The sequence below is a fragment of the Sphingopyxis sp. SE2 genome (assembly GCF_032227185.1).
GTDB lineage: Bacteria > Pseudomonadota > Alphaproteobacteria > Sphingomonadales > Sphingomonadaceae > Sphingopyxis.
Genome location: NZ_JAPMXW010000001.1, coordinates 843,886 through 864,394, shown reverse-complemented (window position 1 = coordinate 864,394; position 20,509 = coordinate 843,886). Strand labels below are relative to the sequence as shown.

Below are 20,509 nucleotides of genomic sequence, written 5' to 3'. Positions count from 1 at the left end.
TGGCATGTCGGGCGGGCCCATGCCATCATCGCCAGCCGATATGCCACGCCTTCCTCCCCTCAGCAGCATGGAAGCCTTTCTCGAGGTGGCCCGCCACGGCACTGTCAAGGCGGCGGCGCTCGAACTTGGTCTGTCGATGCCCGCGCTGTCGCGCCGCATCCAGACGCTCGAACATGCCGTGGGGCGCCCACTGTTCAACCGCCATCACCACGGACTCAGCCTCACCGAGACCGGGCGCGCCCTGCACGAGCAATTGTCGCCACTTGTCGATGAACTGCGCGCGGTGATCGGCCAGGCCGGCAGCCCCGACGCATCGCTCCGCCTCCATCTCAACGTCCTGCCGCTGTTCGCGCAGCAAAGGCTGTTCCCGCGCCTTCCCGAACTCAGGCGCCAGCATCCCGAACTGCACATCGATATCGACACCATGTCGCACGGCGAAGCGCGCCTCGGCGAAGGCATCGACGCGGCCATCGCGCTCGCCCGCTCAATTGACCCGATGCTTTACGCGGCGCGTCTCGATCAAGACAAGGTGTTCCCGATCGCGTCGCGAACGCTGGCCGACGGCGACCGCCCGATAACGGTGCCCGAACAGATGCAGCGGATGACCGTCCTGCTCCACAGGGAAATGCCCGAGACCTTCCTCGAATGGAAGAAAGCGATCGGCATGCCCTATCTTGAGCCCGCCGGGACCGACTATTTCGATTCGGGTCCGCTGATGCTGGAGGCGGCCGCGCAGGGCATCGGCGTCGCCTTCATGCACGGCCACCACTTCGACGATGCGCACGACCCGCGCCTCGTCCGCCTGTTCGACTTCGACGTCGACAGTCCCTACAGCTATTGGTTCGTGTGCCGCCCGCGCGCGCTGCGTCAGCCGGCGGTCAAGCTGTTCCACGACTGGCTGCTCGCCGCCAGGATCTGACGCGCCGATCGTCTCGAATGCGGGGAAATGGTGCTGCTGGACAGGATTGAACTGTCGACCTCGTCATTACCAATGACGCGCTCTACCACTGAGCTACAGCAGCAACCGGACTGCCCGCCAACGCATGTTCGCTGGGCAGGCGCGGCCTATGGCGGGGCGTCCCTCGCCTGTCAAGATGCGAGGCTTGACGATGCGGCGATTTCGCGGGCATGGCCACGCTCGTGAGCAAAACGCCCTCCCCCGCCGATCTAGAACGCGAACGCCGCCTCGCCGAAGCGTTGCGCGCCAATCTGCGCAAACGCAAGGCGCAGGCGCGCGACGCGAAGGCCGAAACCCCGCCTAAAGACTGACCGTCACGGTCACTTGATCGCCCTCCGCAAGACCTTCCGCCTTGCGGACCATCGCCTTGACCGGCAGCAACCAGCCGCCGCTTTCCTTGTGCGGGAACACCGACGTTTTCCATCGGGTGTCGCCGATTCTCGCGTCGACGCGCGCCGAGCCGAACCCCTTGCGTCCATTGAGCCATTGACCCGATATTGCAGCAAGGCGAATGCCGTCAGCCGCCTCGCCCGCTATTGTCACGAAAAACCATGCGGCAGGCGCGGTCGCGGATTGCCAGCGCCAGAGCGGCGTCTTGACGGTAAAAGCCTCCACCGACCCTATTTCGCCGCGACCGGACGAACGGGAACCGGGATATTGCAAATATCGGCGCCGCCCGCGGGGCGAATGAAGAAGGGATCGCGCCGGTTGGCGCGCGCATCGGCATAGCGCGCGAAGCTGTCGCTTTCGGTCGATAGATATTCGAATTTGGGTTGTTCGACGGCAGGTAATTCGCTCGCGATGCGGATCGACGCAATGAGCGTGCGCTCGGCCTCGGCTTTATAGAAGCCGAGCGCCTCCGTCCCGCGCGGCAGGCTCGACAGATGCTCGATGCCGCTGATGACGCGGCCGACGACCGCGATGTTGCGATCAAGATGGCGCGGCGCATGTCCTATAACAGCATAAAGTTCGGCGCCGCTGCCGGTGTCCGGTGACATGTTTCGACCGACGCCGACGGCGCCGTAGCAATGGATGGGCCACAAGCCCGTACTTCCCGCTACCGGCCATCCATCAGCAAAACCTTGGAAGTCCGCATAGGGATCGACCTTTGTCCGCATGTCCGGCGCGTAAATTACGGGAGGGTCGGACCTTCGCTGCTCTTTGACCAGCGCCTTGAGCCGCTCCTTGTTGCCATGTATCGTCTCGATGATCGACATGACTTTGGCCGTATCGCGAACCTGATATTCTCTCTCCGGCACCGCCGCCAACCCCTCCGGCAGCACCTTCTTCTCGGTCGCGTCGCCCCATTGCACGACATAATTGTCCTGCACGCGGTTGATGCTCGTCCCGTCCCACCAATGCGCCGCGGCGAGCTTGCGGATATTGCCGATCCAGCCCTGGCTGAACGGCGCGGGCATCAACTGGATGACGACGCGCCGCGGCTTGCCCTTCGCATCGGGCGCGAGATCCATCACCAAGAGGTCGGATGGAGCGATGGCGATCCAGTCGGCAGTGGGTGCGGCCTCGGCAATTTCTCCCGGCGACGGGATGGCCGACGGCTCCGAAGCGGCCACAGGAAGGATGAGCGACGCGGCAGCAGCGGCTGTCAGAAGCAGATGTTTCATGATCGATGTCTGCCACGCCCAACCGGCTTGCGAAAGCCCTGCCAAGCGATTAGGGCGCCCCTTCCAGTGCGAATTGGTTGAGCACCCGATTCACGCTTCGTGCGTCGCACGAAACGACCGGGGTGCGTGCGGAGCGGTGGCCGAGTGGTCGAAGGCGCTCGCCTGGAAAGTGAGTATACGTCAAAAGCGTATCGAGGGTTCGAATCCCTCCCGCTCCGCCACCCCATTCTTCTCACTGCTGCCTTTTCGCGTCGGCTATAATCTATGTTGCAAGAGAAGGGCCGCATCTAGGCTAATGATCGCTTCACGGATACCGACCTGCGACCCGGGACGGTTGATGAGCATCCTCTTGCGTAGCCATATACAAGAGGACTGAAGGGCCCTGCCGCAACGCAGGGCCCTTCTTGCATCTCGACCCCCCCGCCGATCGTTCGCTGACGCGGAGAGTCGGTCTCCGTCAGACAGTCGGCGAAATCGCGCCGTCGCCGTTCGGCCGGTCCGGCCTGTCAAGGTCCGACAGGAATAACATCTTCACGCGTTCGACCAATGTCGCCGCTTCCCCCAGATGAAGATAGGTGGCGTTGAACGAGGCCAAAGCCGCCAACTGCTGGAAATCCGGAATTTCCAGCCGCATATTGCGAACCTCCACCGCGCAGCGGAGGCGGAGTTGCTGGACGATACGGTTGACATGCACCTGCGTCAGCCCCATCGCTTCCGCCATCTGTCCCTGGGTGAGCAGAAAGTCGCAGGCCCCGCCGCCAGCAGACGGGATGTCGTGCTGTCGCACATAGATTTCGCAAAGAAGCTGGGCCACGCGCTCGAGCGCGTTTCGCTGTCCAATGTTGATCGTCCATTCGCGCTGGACCGCCGCGCCGACGATCGCGGCCCAGCACAGCGCCGGCGCCAGATTCGGACATTGTTCGAAAAGGCGCTGCGCGTCCGCCCGGCCGATCTCCGCGACCGACAGGCGGCGCACCGCGGCGATCGAATGATCGGTGCGCGCGACGGTGAAGAGATCGAGGTCGCAAAGTTCGCCCGGCAGGACCAGCCCCAGGATTTGCCGCCGACCGTCGGGCATCTGTTTATATTTCTGCGCCCAGCCCGCCAGGACAATCCGGAGCGCCACGGGCTTTTCGCCTTCGCGGGCGAGGTCGGCGCCTTTCATATATTCACGCGCGTTGCGCGCCAGGCTGGCTTCCCAGACCAACCGCTCCCGCGGGGTCAGCAGCGCGTTCACGATTTCAGCCAGCCCCATGCGTCCCCCTTGGATTCGAGAGACCAGATGCGCGTTACGCGCCGCGCGGACATTCACCCATGTTAAGTTGCTGCAACACTGATGAATAGGCGCCGGCAGGCCCCCTTGACCCACGTCGGCTTACAGGCGCGAGCAGCGCAGAATCCGCTGCGAGAGGCGGCTTCAAGAATGCGTCAATCTTGGGAGAAAATTCCCGATACCTGTCCAGCGACCGGCCGGAGGGAGGGAATGGCGCACCCGGAGCGATTCGAACGCCCGACCCTCAGATTCGTAGTCTGATGCTCTATCCAGCTGAGCTACGGGTGCGTGGAGAGGCGCCTTTAAGGGCCAGTGCCCGGGGGCGCAACCCCCTATTTCAGCTTTATGACCGCTCGGACGGATTATTGGTCGCGGAGTACATCCTGCGCGCCGATTTCCGCGCGGCCCTTCCACCAGCAGCGGCCGGCGCGCGCGACAATGATTCGAAACCGCAGCTTTCGCCGGCGCGTTGGTGCCGTGGCCGGGAGAAGTCCTCCCCCGGCCGCAATCACCCACCGCCGGCAAGCGTGCTATTTCGCCTTCAGCGCCGCCTGCGCCGCCGCCAGGCGCGCGATCGGCACGCGGTAGGGCGAGGCGCTGACATAGTCGAGGCCGGTCTTTTCGCAGAAATGGATGCTCGGCGCGTCGCCGCCATGCTCGCCGCAAATGCCGAGCTTGATGCCCGCGCGCGTGCTGCGGCCGCGTTCGGCGGCGAGCTCGATGAGCTGGCCGACGCCCTCGACGTCGAGGCTGACGAAGGGATCTGTGACGAAAATGCCCTTGTCGACATATTGCGTCAGGAAGCGCCCCGCATCGTCGCGGCTGATGCCGATCGTCGTCTGCGTCAGGTCGTTGGTGCCGAAGCTGAAGAATTCGGCGCTCTCGGCGATCTCGCCCGCCATCAGCGCGGCGCGCGGCAGTTCGATCATCGTGCCGACGAGATAGGCGATCTCGCGACCTTTTTCGGCGAACACAGCCTTCGCCTGGCTATCCACGACCGCCTTCATCAGGTCGAATTCGCGGCGCGTCGCCACCAGCGGGATCATCACCTCGGGGATCGGCGCCGCGCCGGTTTCGGCGGCGACGTCGCAAGCAGCCTCGAAGATCGCGCGCGCCTGCATCTCGTAGATTTCGGGATAGGTCACGCCGAGACGGCAGCCGCGATGGCCGAGCATCGGGTTGAATTCGTGCAGCTCGTTCGCGCGCGCCTTCAGCGCCTCGATCCCTACCCCCGCGGCGGCAGCGACGTCGGCGAAATCCTCTTCGCGCGTCGGCAGGAATTCGTGGAGCGGCGGATCGAGCAGGCGGATCGTCACCGGCAAGCCCGCCATCACGCCGAAGATCGCGGCAAAGTCGCCGCGCTGTTCGGGGAGCAGCTTCGCAAGCGCGGCGCGGCGGCCGTCCTCGCTGTCGGCAAGGATCATCTCGCGCACCGCGGTAATGCGCGCGGCGTCGAAGAACATATGTTCGGTGCGGCAGAGCCCGATGCCTTCGGCGCCAAAGTCGCGCGCCACCTGTGCGTCCGCCGGGGTCTCGGCATTGGTGCGCACCTTCATCCGGCGCACCTTGTCGGCCCAGCCCATCAGCGTGCCGAAATCGCCCACCAGTTCGGGAAGCAGCGTCGGAACCTCACCCGCCATCACCTCGCCGGTCGATCCGTCGAGCGTCAGGATGTCGCCTTCGCGCAATTCACGCCCGCCGACCCGCAGCACCCGCGCCGCGCTGTCGATCGACAGCCCGCCGGCGCCCGAAACGCAGGGGCGGCCCATGCCGCGCGCGACCACCGCCGCGTGGCTGGTCATCCCGCCGCGCGCGGTGAGAATACCCTTGGCGGCGTGCATGCCGTGGATGTCCTCGGGGCTCGTCTCAACACGAACGAGGATCACCGCCTCGCCCATTCCGGCCGCCTTCTCTGCGCTATCGGCGTCGAACATGATCATGCCCGATGCCGCGCCGGGGCTCGCGGGGAGCCCCTTCGTCAACACGTCACGCGGCGCTTTCGGGTCGAGCGTCGGGTGGAGCAGCTGGTCGAGCGCGCCGGGATCGACGCGCTGCACCGCTTCCTCTTCAGAAATCAGCCCTTCGGCCGCCATTTCGACCGCGATGCGCAGCGCCGCCTTGGCAGTGCGCTTGCCCGAGCGCGTCTGCAGCATCCACAGCGTTCCGCGCTCGACCGTGAACTCGATGTCCTGCATGTCGCGATAATGCGTCTCGAGCGTGTCGAAGACGCGGCCGAGTTCCCCGAAGGTCTCGGGCATCGCCTCTTCCATCGACAGCGGCTTGGCGCCCGCCTTCTCACGAGCGATCTTGGTGAGATATTGCGGCGTGCGGATGCCCGCGACGACGTCTTCACCTTGGGCATTGATGAGCCATTCGCCGTACCAGGCGCGCTCGCCGGTCGCAGGGTCGCGCGTGAAAGCGACGCCCGTTGCCGAGGTGTCGCCCATATTGCCGAACACCATCGCCTGCACATTGACCGCGGTGCCCCATTCGCCGGGGATCGAGTTCAGGCGGCGATAGACTTTCGCGCGGTCGCTTTCCCAGCTCGCGAACACCGCGCCAACCGCGCCCCACAGCTGGTCGTTCGGTTCCTGCGGGAACGGCGCGCCGGTTTCGCGCTCGACGATCGCCTGATATTCCTTGACCAGCGCCTGCCAGTCCTCGGCCGACATCTCGGTGTCGAGGTAGAAACCCTTGTCTTCCTTCGCGATCTCCAGCGCTTCCTCGAACTCGGCATGGTCGAGCCCCATGACTACGTCGGCGTACATCTGGACGAAGCGGCGATAGCTGTCCCACGCGAAGCGCGGATCACCCGAGGCTTCCGACAGGCCGACGACGGTGCGATCGTTGAGCCCGAGGTTGAGGACGGTGTCCATCATGCCAGGCATCGAAACGCGCGCGCCCGACCGGACCGAGACGAGCAAGGGATCCGCGGCGTCGCCGAAGCGCTTGCCGGTGATGCCCTCTATATGCGCGATGCCCGCCGCGACATCCTCGACCAGCCCGGCCGGGAATTGCTCGCCATTGGCATAATAAGCGGTGCAGACGTCGGTAGTGATCGTAAAGCCCGGGGGCACCGGGAGGCCGATCGAGGCCATTTCGGCGAGGTTGGAACCCTTGCCGCCCAGCAATTCCTTCGAACGCTCGGCCGTCGTGGCCGCGCCGCCGAACAAATGCACCATCTTCGTCATCATATGCTCCTGCTGCCCCTGGGAGGAGGTGGGCGGGGAAATAGGGTCGAACCGCGACCGGGTCGACTCAGTTTTGCTTTAGCGGTGTCAGGCTGGCCTGCCTCCATGACGCGCCTGCCAATGTTCGAAAATCGCCTGCCCCGCGCCGCCGCCAAAGGTCAGGATCGGCACGTCGCGGCGAAAGGCGAGCGACCAGGCCTTGATCCACAGCGTCTTGCGCGGCTCGATCGAGGCGATCTGATCCCAGCCGATGTGCAGCGGCGGGTGGAACAGGCGAAAGAAGAGCGGCGGGCGAAGATAAATACCGCGCGCGTCGAGCCAGACGTTCATCGCATTCTTGTAGCTGACCCCGCCCGGAAAACGGCCGATGACCATCGTCGCCCAAGCAAAGCGCCGCGCATCGGCGGGGATCGGGCGATCCCATACAAAGACGGGGAGATATTTCGACCACCCCACGAACGACAGGATGCGCGTGACGAGCAGCCACATCGCGACAAAGAACAGCGGAAAGCCGACCGCAAAGATCCAGACGAGATGCGTTTCGTTCATGGCACCCCTTCCCGCGCGCTGCCGCGTCTATCCCTCGATCTTCGAGAAATCGGCGACGCCGTGCACCGCGCCGGTGAAGCGCGACAGCAGGCCGAGGCGATAGGCGCGAACCGCCTCGTTGGGGTCGTTGACCATCACACCGTCGAAAAAGGCGTCGATCGGCGCGCGCAGCGACGCGAGCGCGGCCATGGCGTCGGTGAAACGCTCTTCGGCAACGGCAGCGGAAGCTGCAGGCTCGGCGGCGTCGAGCGCGGCAAGCAACGCGCCGTCGGCCTCGGTCGGCGGCGTCGCGGCGGCCGTACCGCTCACCTCGCCCGCCTGCTTCAGGATATTCGCGGCGCGCTTGTAGCCCGCAAGCAGATTGGTGCCATCCTCGGTCGCCAAGAATGCTTGCAAGTCCCGAGCGCGAGCTTCCGTGCGATCAAGCCGAGTGTCATCTCGACTGTTCCATTCGCGCGAAGCCTGCACCACATCCGCCGACACACCGGTTTCACGCAACTGAACCGCCAAGCGCTCGGTCAAAAAGTCCGGGATCGTTGTCAGAATTTTGCGTTCAGCAATTTGCGTTTCACTCAACGGCGCAGTCGGATCGACTTGACCAAGCCACTGCGTCGCCGCGGCGTCGGTCGATAGCTTCAGCCCGTTTTGCAAAATTAGACGCAAAGAAGAAATGCCCGCACGCCTAAGCGCAAACGGGTCCTTCGATCCGGTCGGGAACATATCCTCGCGGAAGAAGCCAAAAAGCGTATCCAGCTTGTCCGCCAACGCCACAGCCACCGTCACCGGCGCCGTCGGCACGTCATCGCCCTGCCCGACCGGCTTGTAATGGTCGCGGATCGCATCGGCGACCGCATCGGGCAAGCCTTCGGCGCGGGCGTAATAGCCGCCCATCAGGCCCTGCAGTTCAGGGAACTCGCCCACCATTTCGGTGACGAGGTCGGCCTTTGCCAGCTCGGCCGCCTGCCGCGCGAGCGCGGGGTCGCAGTTCGGGACGATGCCTTCGCTCGCCAGCCATTCAGCAAGCTTCGCGACGCGCTCGACCTTGTCGGCGACGGTGCCGAGCTTCTCATGGAAGGTGATGTTCGCGAGCTTCTCGGCGTGCTGCGCGAGCGTTTTCTTCTGGTCCTGTTCCCAGAAGAAGCGCGCATCCGACAGCCGCGCCGCCAGCACCTTGCGGTTCCCCGCGACGATCTCCGCGCCGCCATCGACCGCGTCGATGTTCGCGGTGCAGACGAAGCCGTTCGCCAGCTTCCCATCAGCGCCGTTCACGACGAAATATTTCTGGTTCACGCGCGCGGTGAGCTGGATGACCTCGGGCGGCACTTCGAGGAACGCTTCGTCGAACCGGCCGAGCAGCGGCACCGGCCATTCGGTGAGCCCGGCATTCTCGATCACCAGCCCCTCGTCCTCGACGAGCGTCAGCCCGACGTCGGCCGCGGCCTTGGCGGCGCCGTCGCGGATGATCGACTGGCGTTCTTCATGGTCGACGATGACGTGGCAGGCGCGCAGCTTTTCGGCATAGTCCGCCGCCGAACCGATCGTGATCTCACCCGGGCAGTGGAAACGATGGCCGCGCGTCGCGAAACCGCTGGCGATGCCGCCGATCTCGCACGGCACCAGCTCCTCGCCGAAGATTGCGACGATGCCCGACAGCGGGCGCACCCAGCGGAGGCTCTCGCTGCTTGCGCTTTCCTTGCCCCAGCGCATCGACTTAGGCCACGAAAAGCCGCGAACGATCGCGGGGATCGCCTCGGCCAGAACCTCTGTCATCGCTAAGCCGGGCTCGACTTTGTCCAGAAACAGAATGCCATTCCGTTCGGTTAACTGGTCGCGCGTCGTGTTATGCTTACGCAAAAAGCCTTCCAACGCTTGTGCGGGGGCGTCGGCTTTAGGCCCTTTGACTTCGACAGTGGCGGAATCTGTCTGGTCCGGAAGCCCTCGGGCAATCAGCGTGAGACGTCGAGGCGTCGACCAGACTGTTAAACCGTCCTTGGGGACTTCAAACGCTCGCCGGATCAGTTCCTGTCGGAACAGTTTTTCCAGCTCGGCGCGCGCGCCGGCCTGCATCCGCGCCGGGATTTCCTCGCTGCGCAGTTCGAGAAGAAAGTCGGTCACAGCAAATCCTCCGAACCCCAAACCCCGTTCGCATCGAGCGAAGTCGAGATGCCCCGAAGGACGGCGTCATTGCGAAGGGTGTCTCGACTACGCTCGACACGAACGGAAGGAGAGGTGGCGGTAGAATTCATCACAGCGTCCACCCCGGATATTTTGCGGTCCAGCGTTCGGACTGGCTGTCGATCCACGCTTTGCAGCTGCCCTTTGCGAGGTCGCGGACGCGCGCCATATAGTTCGCGCGTTCCTGCACGCTGATCACGCCGCGCGCCTGGAGCAGGTTGAACAAATGGCTCGCTTCGATCGCCTGGTCATAGGCTGCGAGCGGGACGTTCGCCGCGATCGCGCGCTTGCACTCTTCCTCGGCCGCCTTGAACCCCGAGAAGAGCGTATCGGTGTCGGCAACCTCGAAATTCCATTTCGAGAACTGGCGTTCATTCTCGAGGAAGACGTCGCCATAGCTCACCGCCGCGACATCCCCCACCGCGTCCGAAAAGCGCAGGTCGTACACATTGTCGACATTCTGGATATACATGGCGAGGCGTTCGAGGCCGTAGGTCAGCTCGCCCGCGACGGGCTTGCAGTCGAAGCCGCCCATTTGCTGGAAGTAAGTGAACTGGGTGACTTCCATCCCGTCACACCATACTTCCCAGCCGAGACCCCACGCGCCGAGCGTGGGCGATTCCCAGTCGTCCTCGACGAAACGGATGTCGTGGAGCAGCGGATCGATGCCGATCGCGGCGAGGCTCCCCAGATATTGTTCCTGCAGGTCCGCGGGCGACGGCTTCAATATCACCTGATACTGGTAATAATGCTGCAGCCGGTTCGGGTTCTCGCCATAGCGGCCGTCGGTCGGGCGGCGGCTCGGCTGGACATAGGCGACGTTCCACGGCTCGGGGCCGAGGCTGCGCAGCGTCGTCGCGGGGTGAAAGGTCCCCGCCCCCACGCGCATGTCATAGGGCTGCAAAATCGCGCAGCCGCGCGCGCTCCAGTAATTGTGCAGCGTCAGGATCATGTCCTGAAAACTGAGTGGTGTCTTGTCCGCCCCGTCGGCCACAGCCGCAATCCCTTCGCAGGTGCAAAAAATCGCCGCCGCATTGGCCCAGCGACGGCGCACGGTCAAGGCTTCCCGCCGTTCGCCACAGCGCGAAAATATCCGATTCAGTCAGGTCTCCAGAACTTTTTGTAAGGTGTTGTTGACATGGTCAGCGAATCGCGACATATAGTCATGAACACCTGACATAAAGACAGGTCAAGTTAACCACGACCGCTCGATTCAAGGAAAATGGATATGATGACCCGCATGCTGACCCTCGCTCTCTCGCTCGCCGCCGTTGCAACGCCCGCTATGGCCGCTGAGAGTGAAAATGCCACTGTCGAAGTCCGCATCGATGACCTGGACCTGACCCGCACCGCCGATCGCAAGCGCCTCGACACCCGCATCAAGATCGCCGCGCGAAGCGTTTGCCGCTCAGGCCTTCGCGGCACTGCCGAGCGGGCTCGCCAGTCGGCATGCGCATCGAGCGCGATCGAGAAAGCTGGACTGCAAGTCGCACGCGCGATCGCGCAGGCGCGGAACGGAACACAGCTTGCGCTGCTGATGATCGACAACACCACCCGGTGACAACGGGATCCGGACGGTTTCGCTCGCGCCGTGCCTCCCCGGTGACGGCTGGCGACTTGGGCTGGAGCGCCCTCCATGCGACGGCGCTCCAGTCTCTTGTCGCCGGAGCGAATGTCCGATCCGGTGTTTGCCCACCACCGTTCGAGAGGACGAGCAAATAATTCCCCTATCGCGACATATTGATGTTTATTGGAAGGCCATGGTCTTTCGGACGGAAATGCTGGCGAGGCGCCGATGAACAACAAGCTGAAAGTGCTGCGCGCGATGCGGAACTGGAGTCAGGCGGAACTCGCCGACCGGCTCGATGTCTCAAGGCAGGCGGTGAATGCGATCGAAACGGGGAAATACGATCCCTCGCTCCCGCTCGCCTTCAAATTGGCGCGGCTGTTCGAAATGCCGATCGAGGAGATTTTCGATGATGGATATATGGGAGGCGACAATGTCGCGTGACGACACGAAGCCGCGCAGCCTCGCGGCGCTGATCGCCTGGCCGATCGTCATCGCACTGATCGCCGCCGGGCTGCTCGGCGGCTTCGCGGGCCACAATCAAGCCGCGCTCGATAGCGGCGGCACGCCCCTTCCCGCCTGGGTCGGCCCGCTTGCCGCGGTCGCCTTCGCAATCTTCGCGCTTGCCATCTATGCGCGCCGTTATCGATCGACTTGGCAAGGTCTTTCGCCCCGCAAGCAGCGCTATTGGCTTACGCTCGGCTTTTGCTCAGCGATCGGCGGCATCGTCGGCGGCTGGCTCGTCGCCGACCAGCCGACCGGGCGCGGGCTGAGCGAAACGCTCGCCAGCGGTTCGCTCAGCCCCGGTTTCGCAGTCGGCGCATCGCTGCTGTGGATTGCCGGATTGGCAATCGGCATGGTCCTTTACCATCGCTCGATCGACGATCATGAAGAACGCGCATGGCTGTGGGCCTGCGTTGCCGGTTGGTATGCCTTCATCTTTCCGGCCCCGGCCTGGTGGGTGCTGCATCGCGCCGCGCTGGCGCCGCCGGTCGATATTATGACGCTGTTCGCATTTTCGCTGATTGTGAACGCCATTGTCTGGCTGTGGCTGAAATTCCGCTGACCGAAACGGCCTTCCCCTTTTTTTGCTCCCCTTTTCCCCCGCCACCGGCCACAAGACGCCACGAAGAGAGGCTTTCCCGTGAAAAAATGGTTCAAGACGCTTGCCGCCACCTGCGCGTTCATCCCCTTTGCGCAATGCGCGCTGATCCCCGGCGGCAATTTCGCCTCCGCCGCCGAACCCGCTGCGGCGACAAGCGCACCAGCGCCGGCCACGACCGATGCCGACCCCGCGCTATGGGTGGTGAAGGACGACGATACGACGATCTATCTCTTCGGCACCGTCCATGTGCTGAAGCCCGGGCTCGGCTGGTTCGACGAAGCGGTGAAGACCGCGTTCGACAAATCCGACCAGCTGATGCTCGAGATCGTTCTGCCCGAGGATCAGGCCGAGACGGCCAAGGTGATGATGCCGCTGGCGATCGACCAGAGCGGCAAGAAGCTGTCGTCGCGGCTCGATCCCGATGAGCTCAAGGCCTATCAGGCTGCGATGACAAGCCTCGGCTTGTCCCCCGCGCAGTTCGACATGTTCGAACCCTGGTTTCCAGCGATTACCCTCTCGGTGCTGCCGCTCACCAAGCTCGGCTACGATCCCGAGCAGGGCGCCGAAAAGCTGCTGACCGGTTTTGCAAAGGCCGCGGGCAAGCCGGTCGCGGGGCTCGAAACGCTTCCCGAACAGCTCGGCTTCTTCGATACGCTGCCCGAAACGCTGCAGGTCGCCTTCCTCAACGCGGTGGTGAAGGATCTCGACAAGCTGGGGCCGCAGCTCGACAAGATGGTGCTGTTGTGGGCCAAGGGCGACCCCGACGGCCTTGCCACCGCGATGAACGAGAGCCTGGCGGCGACGCCCGAACTTGCGAAGACCTTGCTCTGGGATCGTAACGCGCGCTGGGCCGACCAGCTCAAGGCGCGGATGGATCAGCCGGGAACCGTGTTCGTCGCGGTCGGCGCCGGGCATCTTGCGGGCGAGCACAGCGTGCAGGATTATCTGAAGGAACGCGGCGTGACGTTGAAACGGGTCGAATATTGAGGCGACCGGCGTCTCGATCCGGACGATGGGGTGGTCGCATCGCGGCCGCCCTTTCGCCATTGCTGTTGACCGCCTGCGGGGCCGCCGAGACGGGGCCCGAGGCACGGCCGGCGATGTGGCTGGTCGCCGACGCCGATACGAACATCTATATTCTCGGCACAATGCACGCGCTGCCGCGCGGCACCGACTGGGACGAAGGCCGGGTGGCGACCGCGACCGCGGCGGCCGACGAGTTGATGATGGAGTTGTCGCCTGCCGAACTTGCGGCCGCGGGCGAGATGTTCCGGAAACTCGCGCCGCGCGATGCCCCGCTCGCGATCGAAGCGCGCCTCTCGGGCAAGGCGCTGACCGGCTTTCGCGCGCTCGAAGCGAGCGGCCGCAGCTTCGGCGAGGACGGGCTTGATGATTGGGCCGTGATGGTCCTGATGGGTCAGCGCGTCGCGCAAAATGCGGGCCTGTCATCGGCCGACGGCGTCGAAACGGGCCTCACGGAGAAGTTCAAGGCCGCAGGCAAGCCGATCGGCGGTTTCGAGACCGCGCGCGAGCAGCTGATGCTGTTCGAAACGCTCGATCCGCGAACTCAGCGCATCCTGCTCACGCGAGCCGCCGAGGAGGCGAGCGATGCGGTGAAGGAGGTCGGCGCACTGACCGCGGCATGGGGCCGCGGCGACGTCGCGGCGCTCGAAAAGGTGATCAATCAGGATATCGACAGCGTGCCCGCCGCGCGCAAGGCGATCATCACCGACCGCAACCGCCGCTGGAGCGCGTGGATCAAACGGCGGATGTCGCAGCGGGGGACCGTACTGGTGGCAGTGGGCGCGGGGCATCTGGTCGGCGCCGACGGCGTGCCGGCGATGGTCGCGGCCGACGGGTTCAAGGTAACGCGGGTGCAATAAGCGCGTCGCGCTTGCAATTCCGCCGCTTCCCCGCTAAGCGCCGCGGCTTCCGTCATGGTCATCCCTGGAGGCGTGGCGGAACTGTGTAACCGAATCTCGGAGAAATATGATGAGCGATCAGCTGACGCTGACGGCCGAGACGCGCGAACGCGGAGGCAAGGGAGCCTCGCGTGAACTGCGTCGTGAAGGTCGTGTCCCCGCCGTCGTCTATGGCGGCAAGGAAGAACCCCTGATGATCCACGTCGAAGAAAAGCTGCTGATGAAGCAGCTGATGACGGGTCACTTCATGAACTCGGTCGTGATGATCGACGTCGGCGGCAAGCAGATCCGCACGCTGCCGAAGGACGTCGCGTTCCACCCGGTCAAGGATCGCCCGATCCACGCCGACTTCCTGCGCATCGCCAAGGACGCCACCGTCCAGGTCGCCGTGCCGGTCTCGTTCCAGAACGAGGAAGCCTCGCCGGGCCTGAAGCGCGGCGGCGTGCTGAACATCGTTCGTCACGAGCTGGAACTCGTCTGCGACGCGGACAAGATCCCCGACGAGATCGCGATCGACGTCACCGGTTTCGACGTCGGCGATTCGATCCACATCAGCAACGTCGCCCTGCCGAAGGGCGTCGAAAGCGCGATCACCGACCGCGACTTCACCATCGCCACCATCGTCGCCCCGTCGGCGCTCAAGTCGAGCGACGGCGACACGACGAAGGACGAAGGCGAAGCTGCCGAAGGCGAAGCGCCCGCCGCCGAAGGCGACAAAGCCTAATATCGTTCGGACGGCCCCTTTCCGCGCGGAAAGGGGCTGCCAACGACAGGACCCGGGAAAGGCAGGACCATGCAGCTCTGGGTCGGTCTCGGCAATCCGGGGCCCAAATATGCGATGCACCGTCACAATGTCGGCTTCATGGCCGCCGACGTCATCGCCGACTTTTACGACTTTCCGGCACCCGCCAAGAAATTCCAGGGGTGGATCCAGGAAGGCCGCATCGGATCGCAGCGCATTCTGCTGCTCAAACCCGGCACCTTCATGAACGAAAGCGGTCGCAGCGTGCGCGCCGCAATGGATTTCTACAAATTGACGCCGCAGGACGTCACCGCCTTTTACGACGAACTCGACCTCGCCCCGATGAAGGTCAAGGTGAAGCAGGGCGGCGGCGCGGCGGGTCACAATGGCATCCGCAGCATGATCAGCCACATCGGCGAGGATTTTCGCCGCGTGCGCATCGGCATCGGCCATCCGGGGCACAAGGACCGCGTGACCGGCCACGTCCTCGGCAATTATCACAAGAGCGAGATGGAGCCGCTGATTGACCTGCTCGGCGCGATCGCCGCCGAAGCGAAATGGCTCGCCAACGGCGACGAAGTGCGGTTTCAGAGCGATTTGGCGCTGCGCTTGCAGCAATAGCGGCGCGCCGACCAACATTTATACAATATCAATCGCTGCCCTCCATACCTCCGGCACTGCGGAATAGTTGGGGGCATCATGCGTTTATATTTCCTTCTGGCGATGGCCGGTTCGCTGATCGGCTGCACACCGCCAAAAAGCGAAGCCGCCGCGCGTGCCGAAATTCTCGCGGCCGGCGTCAATGCCATCACGCCCAAGGATTTGGGCGCGGGCGTTACCATGGCCTCGGCGAAGGCCGATGGAGAGACGGTGACCCTGGCCTTTACGGGCATACACGCCAGCGAGTTCGAATTGCCCGAATTCGATCGGGAACTGCGGGCGACAATCTGTAATGACCCCGGATTCCGTGGCGTGATCGACAAGGAAGTCGATATCAGGATCGAGCTCACCGGTGCTGGCGAACAAAGGAGCGTAAAGATAGAGGATTGTGCATGATCCTCGCTCGATCGGTCATGGCGTTGAGCGTCGCCGGGTCGCTGGCCGCCTGCAGCAGCCCGGAAGACCGGGCCGCGCGCACTGCCGAAAATATGGACGAGGTAAAAGTCGGCACGGTCGAGTCCGTACGTGCTGAAGGCAACCGGCTGATCATCCGTCACAAAGCTATAAGGACGGGCGGCCTGTCCGATAGCGAGCTGGCGCGGATGATGACGGCCGGATTGTGCAAAACTCCCGTAATCGCAGACCTCGTTCGCGACGGAGCCGTCGTCCGCATCGAACTGCCGCGAAATTTCGATTATCTGGCCATCGACATCGACCGCTGCGATGCTTGAACTGCCATCATCCAAGGTGTCCCGGTCTGCACAATAGAAGCCGGCGTCACATGGCCGTCATATAAGTCATTGCATTCCGACGCGTTCGAGCAACGCGGCTGACATCATCCTCTGCAATCGGTGCGCACCTCCCAACCGGGACAATCGAGTCCCGGGGCTCAACCGAAAAACAGGGGAACTGCATGTCACATCTTACCGACGAAGCCCGTGCGCCTTATCGCAGCGAAACCGGCGGCCTTCCGGGTCCCGACAGCCTCGAGGCGATCGTCGCCGAGAATCCGACGCGCCGCACGCTGCTGCGGAACGGCCTGTTCGGCCTGTCCGTGATCCCCGCGATGGCGCTGGCCGGGTGTGACGACGATGGCGCGGTCTGACGAATTGTCCCGCCGACACCGACACGGACGCCGACCCCACCCCCCCGACTTCCGCCGCCGAGCTTCGCCATCTGCTGCGTCGCGAACCAGACGACGGGGTGATTGACGGTACCCGAGGGCTATACCGTCGACGTGCTGCTGAAAGCGGGCGATTCGGTCGAGGCCGGCACCGCCTATTCGGGCAGTTTCCCCGCGAGCCCCGCGGTCGCCGAGAAATGGGCGGGCGGCAATCACGACGGCATGGAATATTTCGCGCTCCCCAACGTCGATGCCAATACCCGCGGCCTGCTCGCGATGAATTACGAATATCCCGACTTCAACATCCTGATGGCGGACGGCTACGACCCCGCGACGGCGAGCGCCGACCAGAAGGCCATCGCGCTCTCGGCCGTCGGCATCGGCGTCGTCGAGGTCGCCAAGGGCAGCGACGGCAAATGGACCGTGCAGGCGGGATCGACCTATAACCGCCGTTACTCCGGCAACAGCAGCTATCGCGCCGGCGGGCCTGCAGCGGGCCTGCTGTCGGGCAGCATCAAGGGCATGCTCAACAATTGCTCGAGCGGCCGGACGCCGTGGAACACCTACCTGACCTGTGAAGAAACGACCGACAATTATCTCGACCCGACGCAGCCCGAGAATAATTATGGCTGGGTGGTCGAAATCGATCCGCTGCGCGAACTGGCGCAGCCGACCAAGCGCACCGCGATGGGTCGATTCAGCCATGAAAACGTCGCCTTCATGTCGAGCGGCGACCGTCGCGTCGCCTTTTACATGGGGGACGATTCGACGCCGGGCTGCATCTATAAATTCGTCCCCGATCGCGCCTGGAGCGACACCAACCGCGCCGCGAACACCGACCTGCTCGATTACGGCACGCTCTATGTGGCACGCTTCAACGGCGACGGCACGGGCGAATGGCGCGCGCTGGTCGTCGGCGAGAACGGCCTGACGGCGGGCGCCTCCGATCCGGGCAATGTCAGCCAGAGCACGACCCCGCCGGCGCCGACGACGATCGATTTCAACAATCAGGCCGACGTGCTGATCAAATGCCAACAGGCGGCGCGCGTCGCCGGCGGCACGGTGATGGACCGCCCCGAATGGCTGACCGTCGCGCCCGACAACAGCGCGGTGTTCTGCACGCTGACCAACAACAGCCGCCGCGCGGTCACCGATGCCGCCAACCCGCGAATCCGCAACCTGCATGGGCATATCATCAAGTTCAGCGAGGAAGGCGATTCGCCGCTGGCGACCAGCTTCAGCTGGGAAATCTTCCTGACCGCCGGCGATCCGTCGCTCGCGGCGGGCGGCAGCAACCTGGTCGGCGACATCGACGGCGACACCTTCTCCAGCCCCGACGGCCTGCGCATCGATCCCGAGGGCCGCATGTGGGTGCAGACCGATCACAGCGTCCCGGGCAATTCGGGCCTCGACGGCACGACGATCGACCAGGCGTTCGGGCATAATGCGATGTTCTATGTCGATCAGCAGAACAAGCAGTCGAAACGCTTCCTCGTCGGGCCGCTCGGCTGCGAGATCACGGGTCTGGCCTATACGCCCGACCTCACGACCTTTTTCGTCAACATCCAGCATCCGACCGGCGAGTGGCCGGTCGCCGGCGAAGCGCCGCGATCGTCGACGATCGTGGTACGGCGGACCGACAATCAGCCGGTCGGCAACTGACGACGCCCGGGGCCGGTCGCTCGCGGCTGGCCCCGTCGCGCTTATTCGGCCTTCGTCGCCGCCCGCCTAGGCGGGGGCGGCGGGGAGCCGTCGCGCGTTTGCGACATCAAGGTCACGCACATCGTCCGGTGCACAGGATGCCGGCCGCACGCGACCCCGGCATAACGATGCGTCGGGCGCAGCAGGCTGTGGCGATGGCCGCGACCGGGAACGCCATCGTCGATCAACAGCTGGTCGACGACGCCTTCAGGCGTATGATGGCCGTAGGTGATGACCTCGCTGACATAGGGCCCGCCGCCGCGGGCGCGCATCCGTTCGCCCGGCCCGCTGCCCCGCGTATAATGGCCGACCGCGCCCGAGCGCGACTGGACCGCGACATGATCCGCCGCAGCGCGGGCGAGCGGATCACTCCATTCCAGGGTCGGAAGCGGCTTTTCGCGGCGCAGGTCGCGGATCGCCTCGTCTACCGCCGCGACGCCCTCGCGCGTCATGATATCGATCTCGCTGTCGTCGTTGCCGATCAGCAGCTTGCCCTCGAAACGCGGGCGATAGTCGCTGAGATATTCGGTATAGGCCGCAGGATCGCTGCGGAAGCGGTTGAGTTCGGCGAAGACGCCTTCCTCGAACCGGTCCTGTGCGGCAACGGCGGCGGTCACGCCGAAGGTGAGAAGGAAGCCGGCGGCGACAAGGCGGGTTTTGATCATGGTTGGCGCGATAAAGCCGCAAGTCTGAACGGCACGCAACGGCAAAGACTGGCATCGGGCGCGACTTGGCGCTAGGGGCGCTGCGATACCGGCGCTCCTTCAACCGCGGCCGGACCTCACGGAGTTTTTATGGGTTTCAAATGCGGGATCGTCGGCCTGCCCAACGTCGGCAAGTCCACCCTGTTCAACGCGCTGACCGAGACGGCGGCGGCGCAGGCGGCGAATTATCCCTTCTGCACGATCGAGCCGAATATCGGCAATGTCGCGGTGCCCGACGCCCGGCTCGAAAAGCTCGCGGCGATCGCGGGCAGCAAGAAGATCATCGCGACCCAGCTCGCCTTCGTCGACATCGCCGGCCTCGTGCGCGGCGCGTCGAAGGGTGAAGGGCTCGGCAACCAGTTCCTCGGCAACATCCGCGAGGTCGACGCGATCGTCCATGTGCTGCGCTGTTTCGAGGATGACGACATCCAGCATGTCGAGAACAAGGTCGATCCCGTCGCCGATGCCGAAACTGTCGAAACCGAGCTGCTGCTCGCCGACCTCGAAAGCCTCGAAAAGCGCGTTCCCGCCTTTGCCAAGAAAGCCGCACAGGGCGACAAGGAAGCGAAGATCGCCTCCTCGGTGCTCGGCCAGGCGCTGGACCTGCTGCGCGAAGGCAAGCCCGCGCGGCTCGTCGAACCGAAGGACGTCGAGGAAGCCCGCGTGCTGCGCACCGCGCAGCTTCTGACTTCGAAGCCCGTCCTCTATGTCTGCAACGTCGACGAAGGCAGCGCCGCGAACGGTAACGCCTTCTCCGAAAAGGTCTTCGCAAAGGCGGCGGCCGAGGGAGCGCAGGCCGTCGTCGTCTCGGCGGCGATCGAGAGCGAGCTCGTCACGATGGACATGGCCGACCGGCTCGAATTCCTCGAAGAGATGGGCCTCCACGAAACCGGCCTCGCGCGTGTTATCCGCGCGGGCTACGAACTGCTCCACCTCATCACCTTCTTCACCGTCGGGCCGCAGGAAGCGCGCGCCTGGACAGTCCACACCGGCGCCACCGCGCCCGAGGCGGCGGGCGAGATCCACAGCGATTTCCAGAAGGGCTTCATCCGCGCCGAAACCATCGCCTATGACGATTATGTCACGCTCGGCGGCGAAGCGAAGGCGCGCGAGGCGGGCAAGCTGCGCGCCGAAGGCAAGGCCTATGTCGTGAGCGACGGCGACGTGATGCACTTCCTGCATAGCTGAGCCTCCCCTCCCGCAGGCGGGAGGGG

Annotated in this window: 22 protein-coding genes and 3 tRNA genes; 15 read left to right on the top strand and 10 right to left on the bottom strand. The window is 64.4% G+C overall.

Going from position 1 to position 20,509, the window contains the following annotated elements; translation table 11 throughout:
- The first annotated feature begins 40 nt into the window (after positions 1-40).
- Positions 41-919: a LysR substrate-binding domain-containing protein gene (locus OVY29_RS04040; RefSeq protein ID WP_037557034.1), complete on the top strand. Its 879-nt coding sequence runs from the start codon at positions 41-43 to the stop codon at positions 917-919.
- A 28-nt stretch (positions 920-947) separates the two neighbouring features.
- On the opposite strand, the gene OVY29_RS04035 is transcribed toward OVY29_RS04040, so the two are convergent.
- Positions 948-1,022: transfer RNA gene (locus OVY29_RS04035), tRNA-Thr, on the bottom strand.
- A 118-nt stretch (positions 1,023-1,140) separates the two neighbouring features.
- Between OVY29_RS04035 and OVY29_RS04030 the strand changes: the two genes are divergently transcribed.
- Positions 1,141-1,269: a hypothetical protein gene (locus OVY29_RS04030; RefSeq protein WP_313912086.1), complete on the top strand. Its 129-nt coding sequence runs from the start codon at positions 1,141-1,143 to the stop codon at positions 1,267-1,269.
- Here OVY29_RS04030 and OVY29_RS04025 read toward each other — a convergent pair.
- Both OVY29_RS04025 and OVY29_RS04020 read right to left on the bottom strand, forming a co-directional pair.
- Positions 1,259-1,621 carry a DUF1905 domain-containing protein gene (locus OVY29_RS04025; protein WP_313910999.1) on the bottom strand — a complete coding sequence of 121 codons (363 nt, stop codon included), beginning with the start codon at positions 1,619-1,621 and terminating at the stop codon, positions 1,259-1,261. The genes OVY29_RS04030 and OVY29_RS04025 overlap by 11 nt on opposite strands.
- On the bottom strand, positions 1,579-2,583 hold the full coding sequence (locus OVY29_RS04020) for a peptidylprolyl isomerase (RefSeq protein ID WP_037557036.1): 1,005 nt from the start codon (positions 2,581-2,583) through the stop codon (positions 1,579-1,581). Before OVY29_RS04020 ends, OVY29_RS04025 begins: the two co-directional genes overlap by 43 nt.
- Before the next feature lie 130 nt (positions 2,584-2,713).
- Between OVY29_RS04020 and OVY29_RS04015 the strand changes: the two genes are divergently transcribed.
- Positions 2,714-2,804 (top strand) — tRNA-Ser (locus tag OVY29_RS04015).
- Between the two features lie 236 nt (positions 2,805-3,040).
- Here the strand turns inward: OVY29_RS04015 and OVY29_RS04010 are convergent.
- From OVY29_RS04010 to OVY29_RS03985, 6 genes are all read right to left on the bottom strand, one after another.
- Positions 3,041-3,838, bottom strand: coding sequence for a Crp/Fnr family transcriptional regulator (locus OVY29_RS04010; RefSeq protein WP_052182420.1), 798 nt, complete (start codon positions 3,836-3,838; stop codon positions 3,041-3,043).
- Positions 3,839-4,067: 229 nt separating this feature from the next.
- Positions 4,068-4,144 (bottom strand) — tRNA-Arg (locus tag OVY29_RS04005).
- A gap of 242 nt (positions 4,145-4,386) precedes the next feature.
- A complete protein-coding gene (gene ppdK, locus OVY29_RS04000) occupies positions 4,387-7,047 on the bottom strand; it encodes a pyruvate, phosphate dikinase (protein ID WP_313912041.1) in 2,661 nt (886 codons plus the stop codon).
- 87 nt (positions 7,048-7,134) lie between these two features.
- Positions 7,135-7,596, bottom strand: a complete 462-nt coding sequence (locus tag OVY29_RS03995) for a hypothetical protein (protein WP_313910998.1) — start codon at positions 7,594-7,596, stop codon at positions 7,135-7,137.
- 27 nt (positions 7,597-7,623) lie between these two features.
- Positions 7,624-9,711, bottom strand: a complete 2,088-nt coding sequence (gene glyS, locus OVY29_RS03990; RefSeq protein WP_313910997.1) for a glycine--tRNA ligase subunit beta — start codon at positions 9,709-9,711, stop codon at positions 7,624-7,626.
- A 130-nt stretch (positions 9,712-9,841) separates the two neighbouring features.
- A complete protein-coding gene (locus OVY29_RS03985; RefSeq protein WP_313912040.1) occupies positions 9,842-10,723 on the bottom strand; it encodes a glycine--tRNA ligase subunit alpha in 882 nt (293 codons plus the stop codon).
- Between the two features lie 276 nt (positions 10,724-10,999).
- On the opposite strand from OVY29_RS03985, the gene OVY29_RS03980 reads away from it, so the two are divergent.
- From OVY29_RS03980 to OVY29_RS03930, 11 genes are all read left to right on the top strand, one after another.
- Positions 11,000-11,332, top strand: a complete 333-nt coding sequence (locus tag OVY29_RS03980) for a UrcA family protein (RefSeq protein WP_313910996.1) — start codon at positions 11,000-11,002, stop codon at positions 11,330-11,332.
- A 234-nt stretch (positions 11,333-11,566) separates the two neighbouring features.
- Positions 11,567-11,782, top strand: a complete 216-nt coding sequence (locus OVY29_RS03975) for a helix-turn-helix transcriptional regulator (RefSeq protein WP_037557040.1) — start codon at positions 11,567-11,569, stop codon at positions 11,780-11,782.
- Positions 11,772-12,404, top strand: a complete 633-nt coding sequence (locus OVY29_RS03970) for a hypothetical protein (protein WP_313910995.1) — start codon at positions 11,772-11,774, stop codon at positions 12,402-12,404. The genes OVY29_RS03975 and OVY29_RS03970 overlap by 11 nt, the downstream gene beginning before the upstream one ends.
- A 78-nt stretch (positions 12,405-12,482) precedes the next feature.
- Positions 12,483-13,430, top strand: coding sequence for a TraB/GumN family protein (locus tag OVY29_RS03965; protein ID WP_313910994.1), 948 nt, complete (start codon positions 12,483-12,485; stop codon positions 13,428-13,430).
- A gap of 65 nt (positions 13,431-13,495) precedes the next feature.
- Positions 13,496-14,326: a TraB/GumN family protein gene (locus tag OVY29_RS03960; protein WP_313910993.1), complete on the top strand. Its 831-nt coding sequence runs from the start codon at positions 13,496-13,498 to the stop codon at positions 14,324-14,326.
- Positions 14,327-14,435: 109 nt separating this feature from the next.
- Positions 14,436-15,089 carry a 50S ribosomal protein L25/general stress protein Ctc gene (locus tag OVY29_RS03955; protein WP_313910992.1) on the top strand — a complete coding sequence of 218 codons (654 nt, stop codon included), beginning with the start codon at positions 14,436-14,438 and terminating at the stop codon, positions 15,087-15,089.
- 69 nt (positions 15,090-15,158) lie between these two features.
- A complete protein-coding gene (pth, locus tag OVY29_RS03950) occupies positions 15,159-15,728 on the top strand; it encodes an aminoacyl-tRNA hydrolase (protein WP_313910991.1) in 570 nt (189 codons plus the stop codon).
- 78 nt (positions 15,729-15,806) lie between these two features.
- On the top strand, positions 15,807-16,163 hold the full coding sequence (locus OVY29_RS03945) for a hypothetical protein (RefSeq protein WP_313910990.1): 357 nt from the start codon (positions 15,807-15,809) through the stop codon (positions 16,161-16,163).
- Positions 16,160-16,498: a hypothetical protein gene (locus OVY29_RS03940; protein ID WP_313910989.1), complete on the top strand. Its 339-nt coding sequence runs from the start codon at positions 16,160-16,162 to the stop codon at positions 16,496-16,498. Before OVY29_RS03945 ends, OVY29_RS03940 begins: the two co-directional genes overlap by 4 nt.
- 182 nt (positions 16,499-16,680) lie before the next feature.
- Positions 16,681-16,872 (top strand): hypothetical protein, encoded by a 192-nt coding sequence (locus tag OVY29_RS03935; protein WP_313910988.1) that lies wholly within the window; start codon positions 16,681-16,683, stop codon positions 16,870-16,872.
- A gap of 102 nt (positions 16,873-16,974) precedes the next feature.
- Positions 16,975-18,552, top strand: coding sequence for a PhoX family protein (locus OVY29_RS03930; RefSeq protein WP_313910987.1), 1,578 nt, complete (start codon positions 16,975-16,977; stop codon positions 18,550-18,552).
- A 41-nt stretch (positions 18,553-18,593) separates the two neighbouring features.
- On the opposite strand, the gene OVY29_RS03925 is transcribed toward OVY29_RS03930, so the two are convergent.
- Positions 18,594-19,256: a CAP domain-containing protein gene (locus OVY29_RS03925; protein ID WP_052182424.1), complete on the bottom strand. Its 663-nt coding sequence runs from the start codon at positions 19,254-19,256 to the stop codon at positions 18,594-18,596.
- A gap of 129 nt (positions 19,257-19,385) precedes the next feature.
- Between OVY29_RS03925 and ychF the strand changes: the two genes are divergently transcribed.
- Positions 19,386-20,483, top strand: a complete 1,098-nt coding sequence (gene ychF, locus OVY29_RS03920; protein ID WP_037557046.1) for a redox-regulated ATPase YchF — start codon at positions 19,386-19,388, stop codon at positions 20,481-20,483.
- Positions 20,484-20,509: the final 26 nt, after the last annotated feature.

Coding starts and splice junctions, on each gene's coding strand:
- OVY29_RS03985 (WP_313912040.1), bottom strand. CDS start 10,723: ATGATCCTGACGCTGCACAATTACTGGAGCGCGCGCGGCTGCGCGATT.
- OVY29_RS04010 (WP_052182420.1), bottom strand. CDS start 3,838: ATGGGGCTGGCTGAAATCGTGAACGCGCTGCTGACCCCGCGGGAGCGG.
- OVY29_RS03975 (WP_037557040.1), top strand. CDS start 11,567: ATGAACAACAAGCTGAAAGTGCTGCGCGCGATGCGGAACTGGAGTCAG.
- OVY29_RS03970 (WP_313910995.1), top strand. CDS start 11,772: ATGTCGCGTGACGACACGAAGCCGCGCAGCCTCGCGGCGCTGATCGCC.
- ychF (WP_037557046.1), top strand. CDS start 19,386: ATGGGTTTCAAATGCGGGATCGTCGGCCTGCCCAACGTCGGCAAGTCC.
- pth (WP_313910991.1), top strand. CDS start 15,159: ATGCAGCTCTGGGTCGGTCTCGGCAATCCGGGGCCCAAATATGCGATG.
- OVY29_RS03980 (WP_313910996.1), top strand. CDS start 11,000: ATGATGACCCGCATGCTGACCCTCGCTCTCTCGCTCGCCGCCGTTGCA.
- OVY29_RS04020 (WP_037557036.1), bottom strand. CDS start 2,583: ATGAAACATCTGCTTCTGACAGCCGCTGCTGCCGCGTCGCTCATCCTT.
- OVY29_RS03955 (WP_313910992.1), top strand. CDS start 14,436: ATGAGCGATCAGCTGACGCTGACGGCCGAGACGCGCGAACGCGGAGGC.
- OVY29_RS03925 (WP_052182424.1), bottom strand. CDS start 19,256: ATGATCAAAACCCGCCTTGTCGCCGCCGGCTTCCTTCTCACCTTCGGC.
- OVY29_RS03945 (WP_313910990.1), top strand. CDS start 15,807: ATGCGTTTATATTTCCTTCTGGCGATGGCCGGTTCGCTGATCGGCTGC.
- OVY29_RS03995 (WP_313910998.1), bottom strand. CDS start 7,596: ATGAACGAAACGCATCTCGTCTGGATCTTTGCGGTCGGCTTTCCGCTG.
- OVY29_RS03940 (WP_313910989.1), top strand. CDS start 16,160: ATGATCCTCGCTCGATCGGTCATGGCGTTGAGCGTCGCCGGGTCGCTG.
- OVY29_RS03935 (WP_313910988.1), top strand. CDS start 16,681: ATGTCACATCTTACCGACGAAGCCCGTGCGCCTTATCGCAGCGAAACC.
- OVY29_RS04040 (WP_037557034.1), top strand. CDS start 41: ATGCCACGCCTTCCTCCCCTCAGCAGCATGGAAGCCTTTCTCGAGGTG.
- ppdK (WP_313912041.1), bottom strand. CDS start 7,047: ATGACGAAGATGGTGCATTTGTTCGGCGGCGCGGCCACGACGGCCGAG.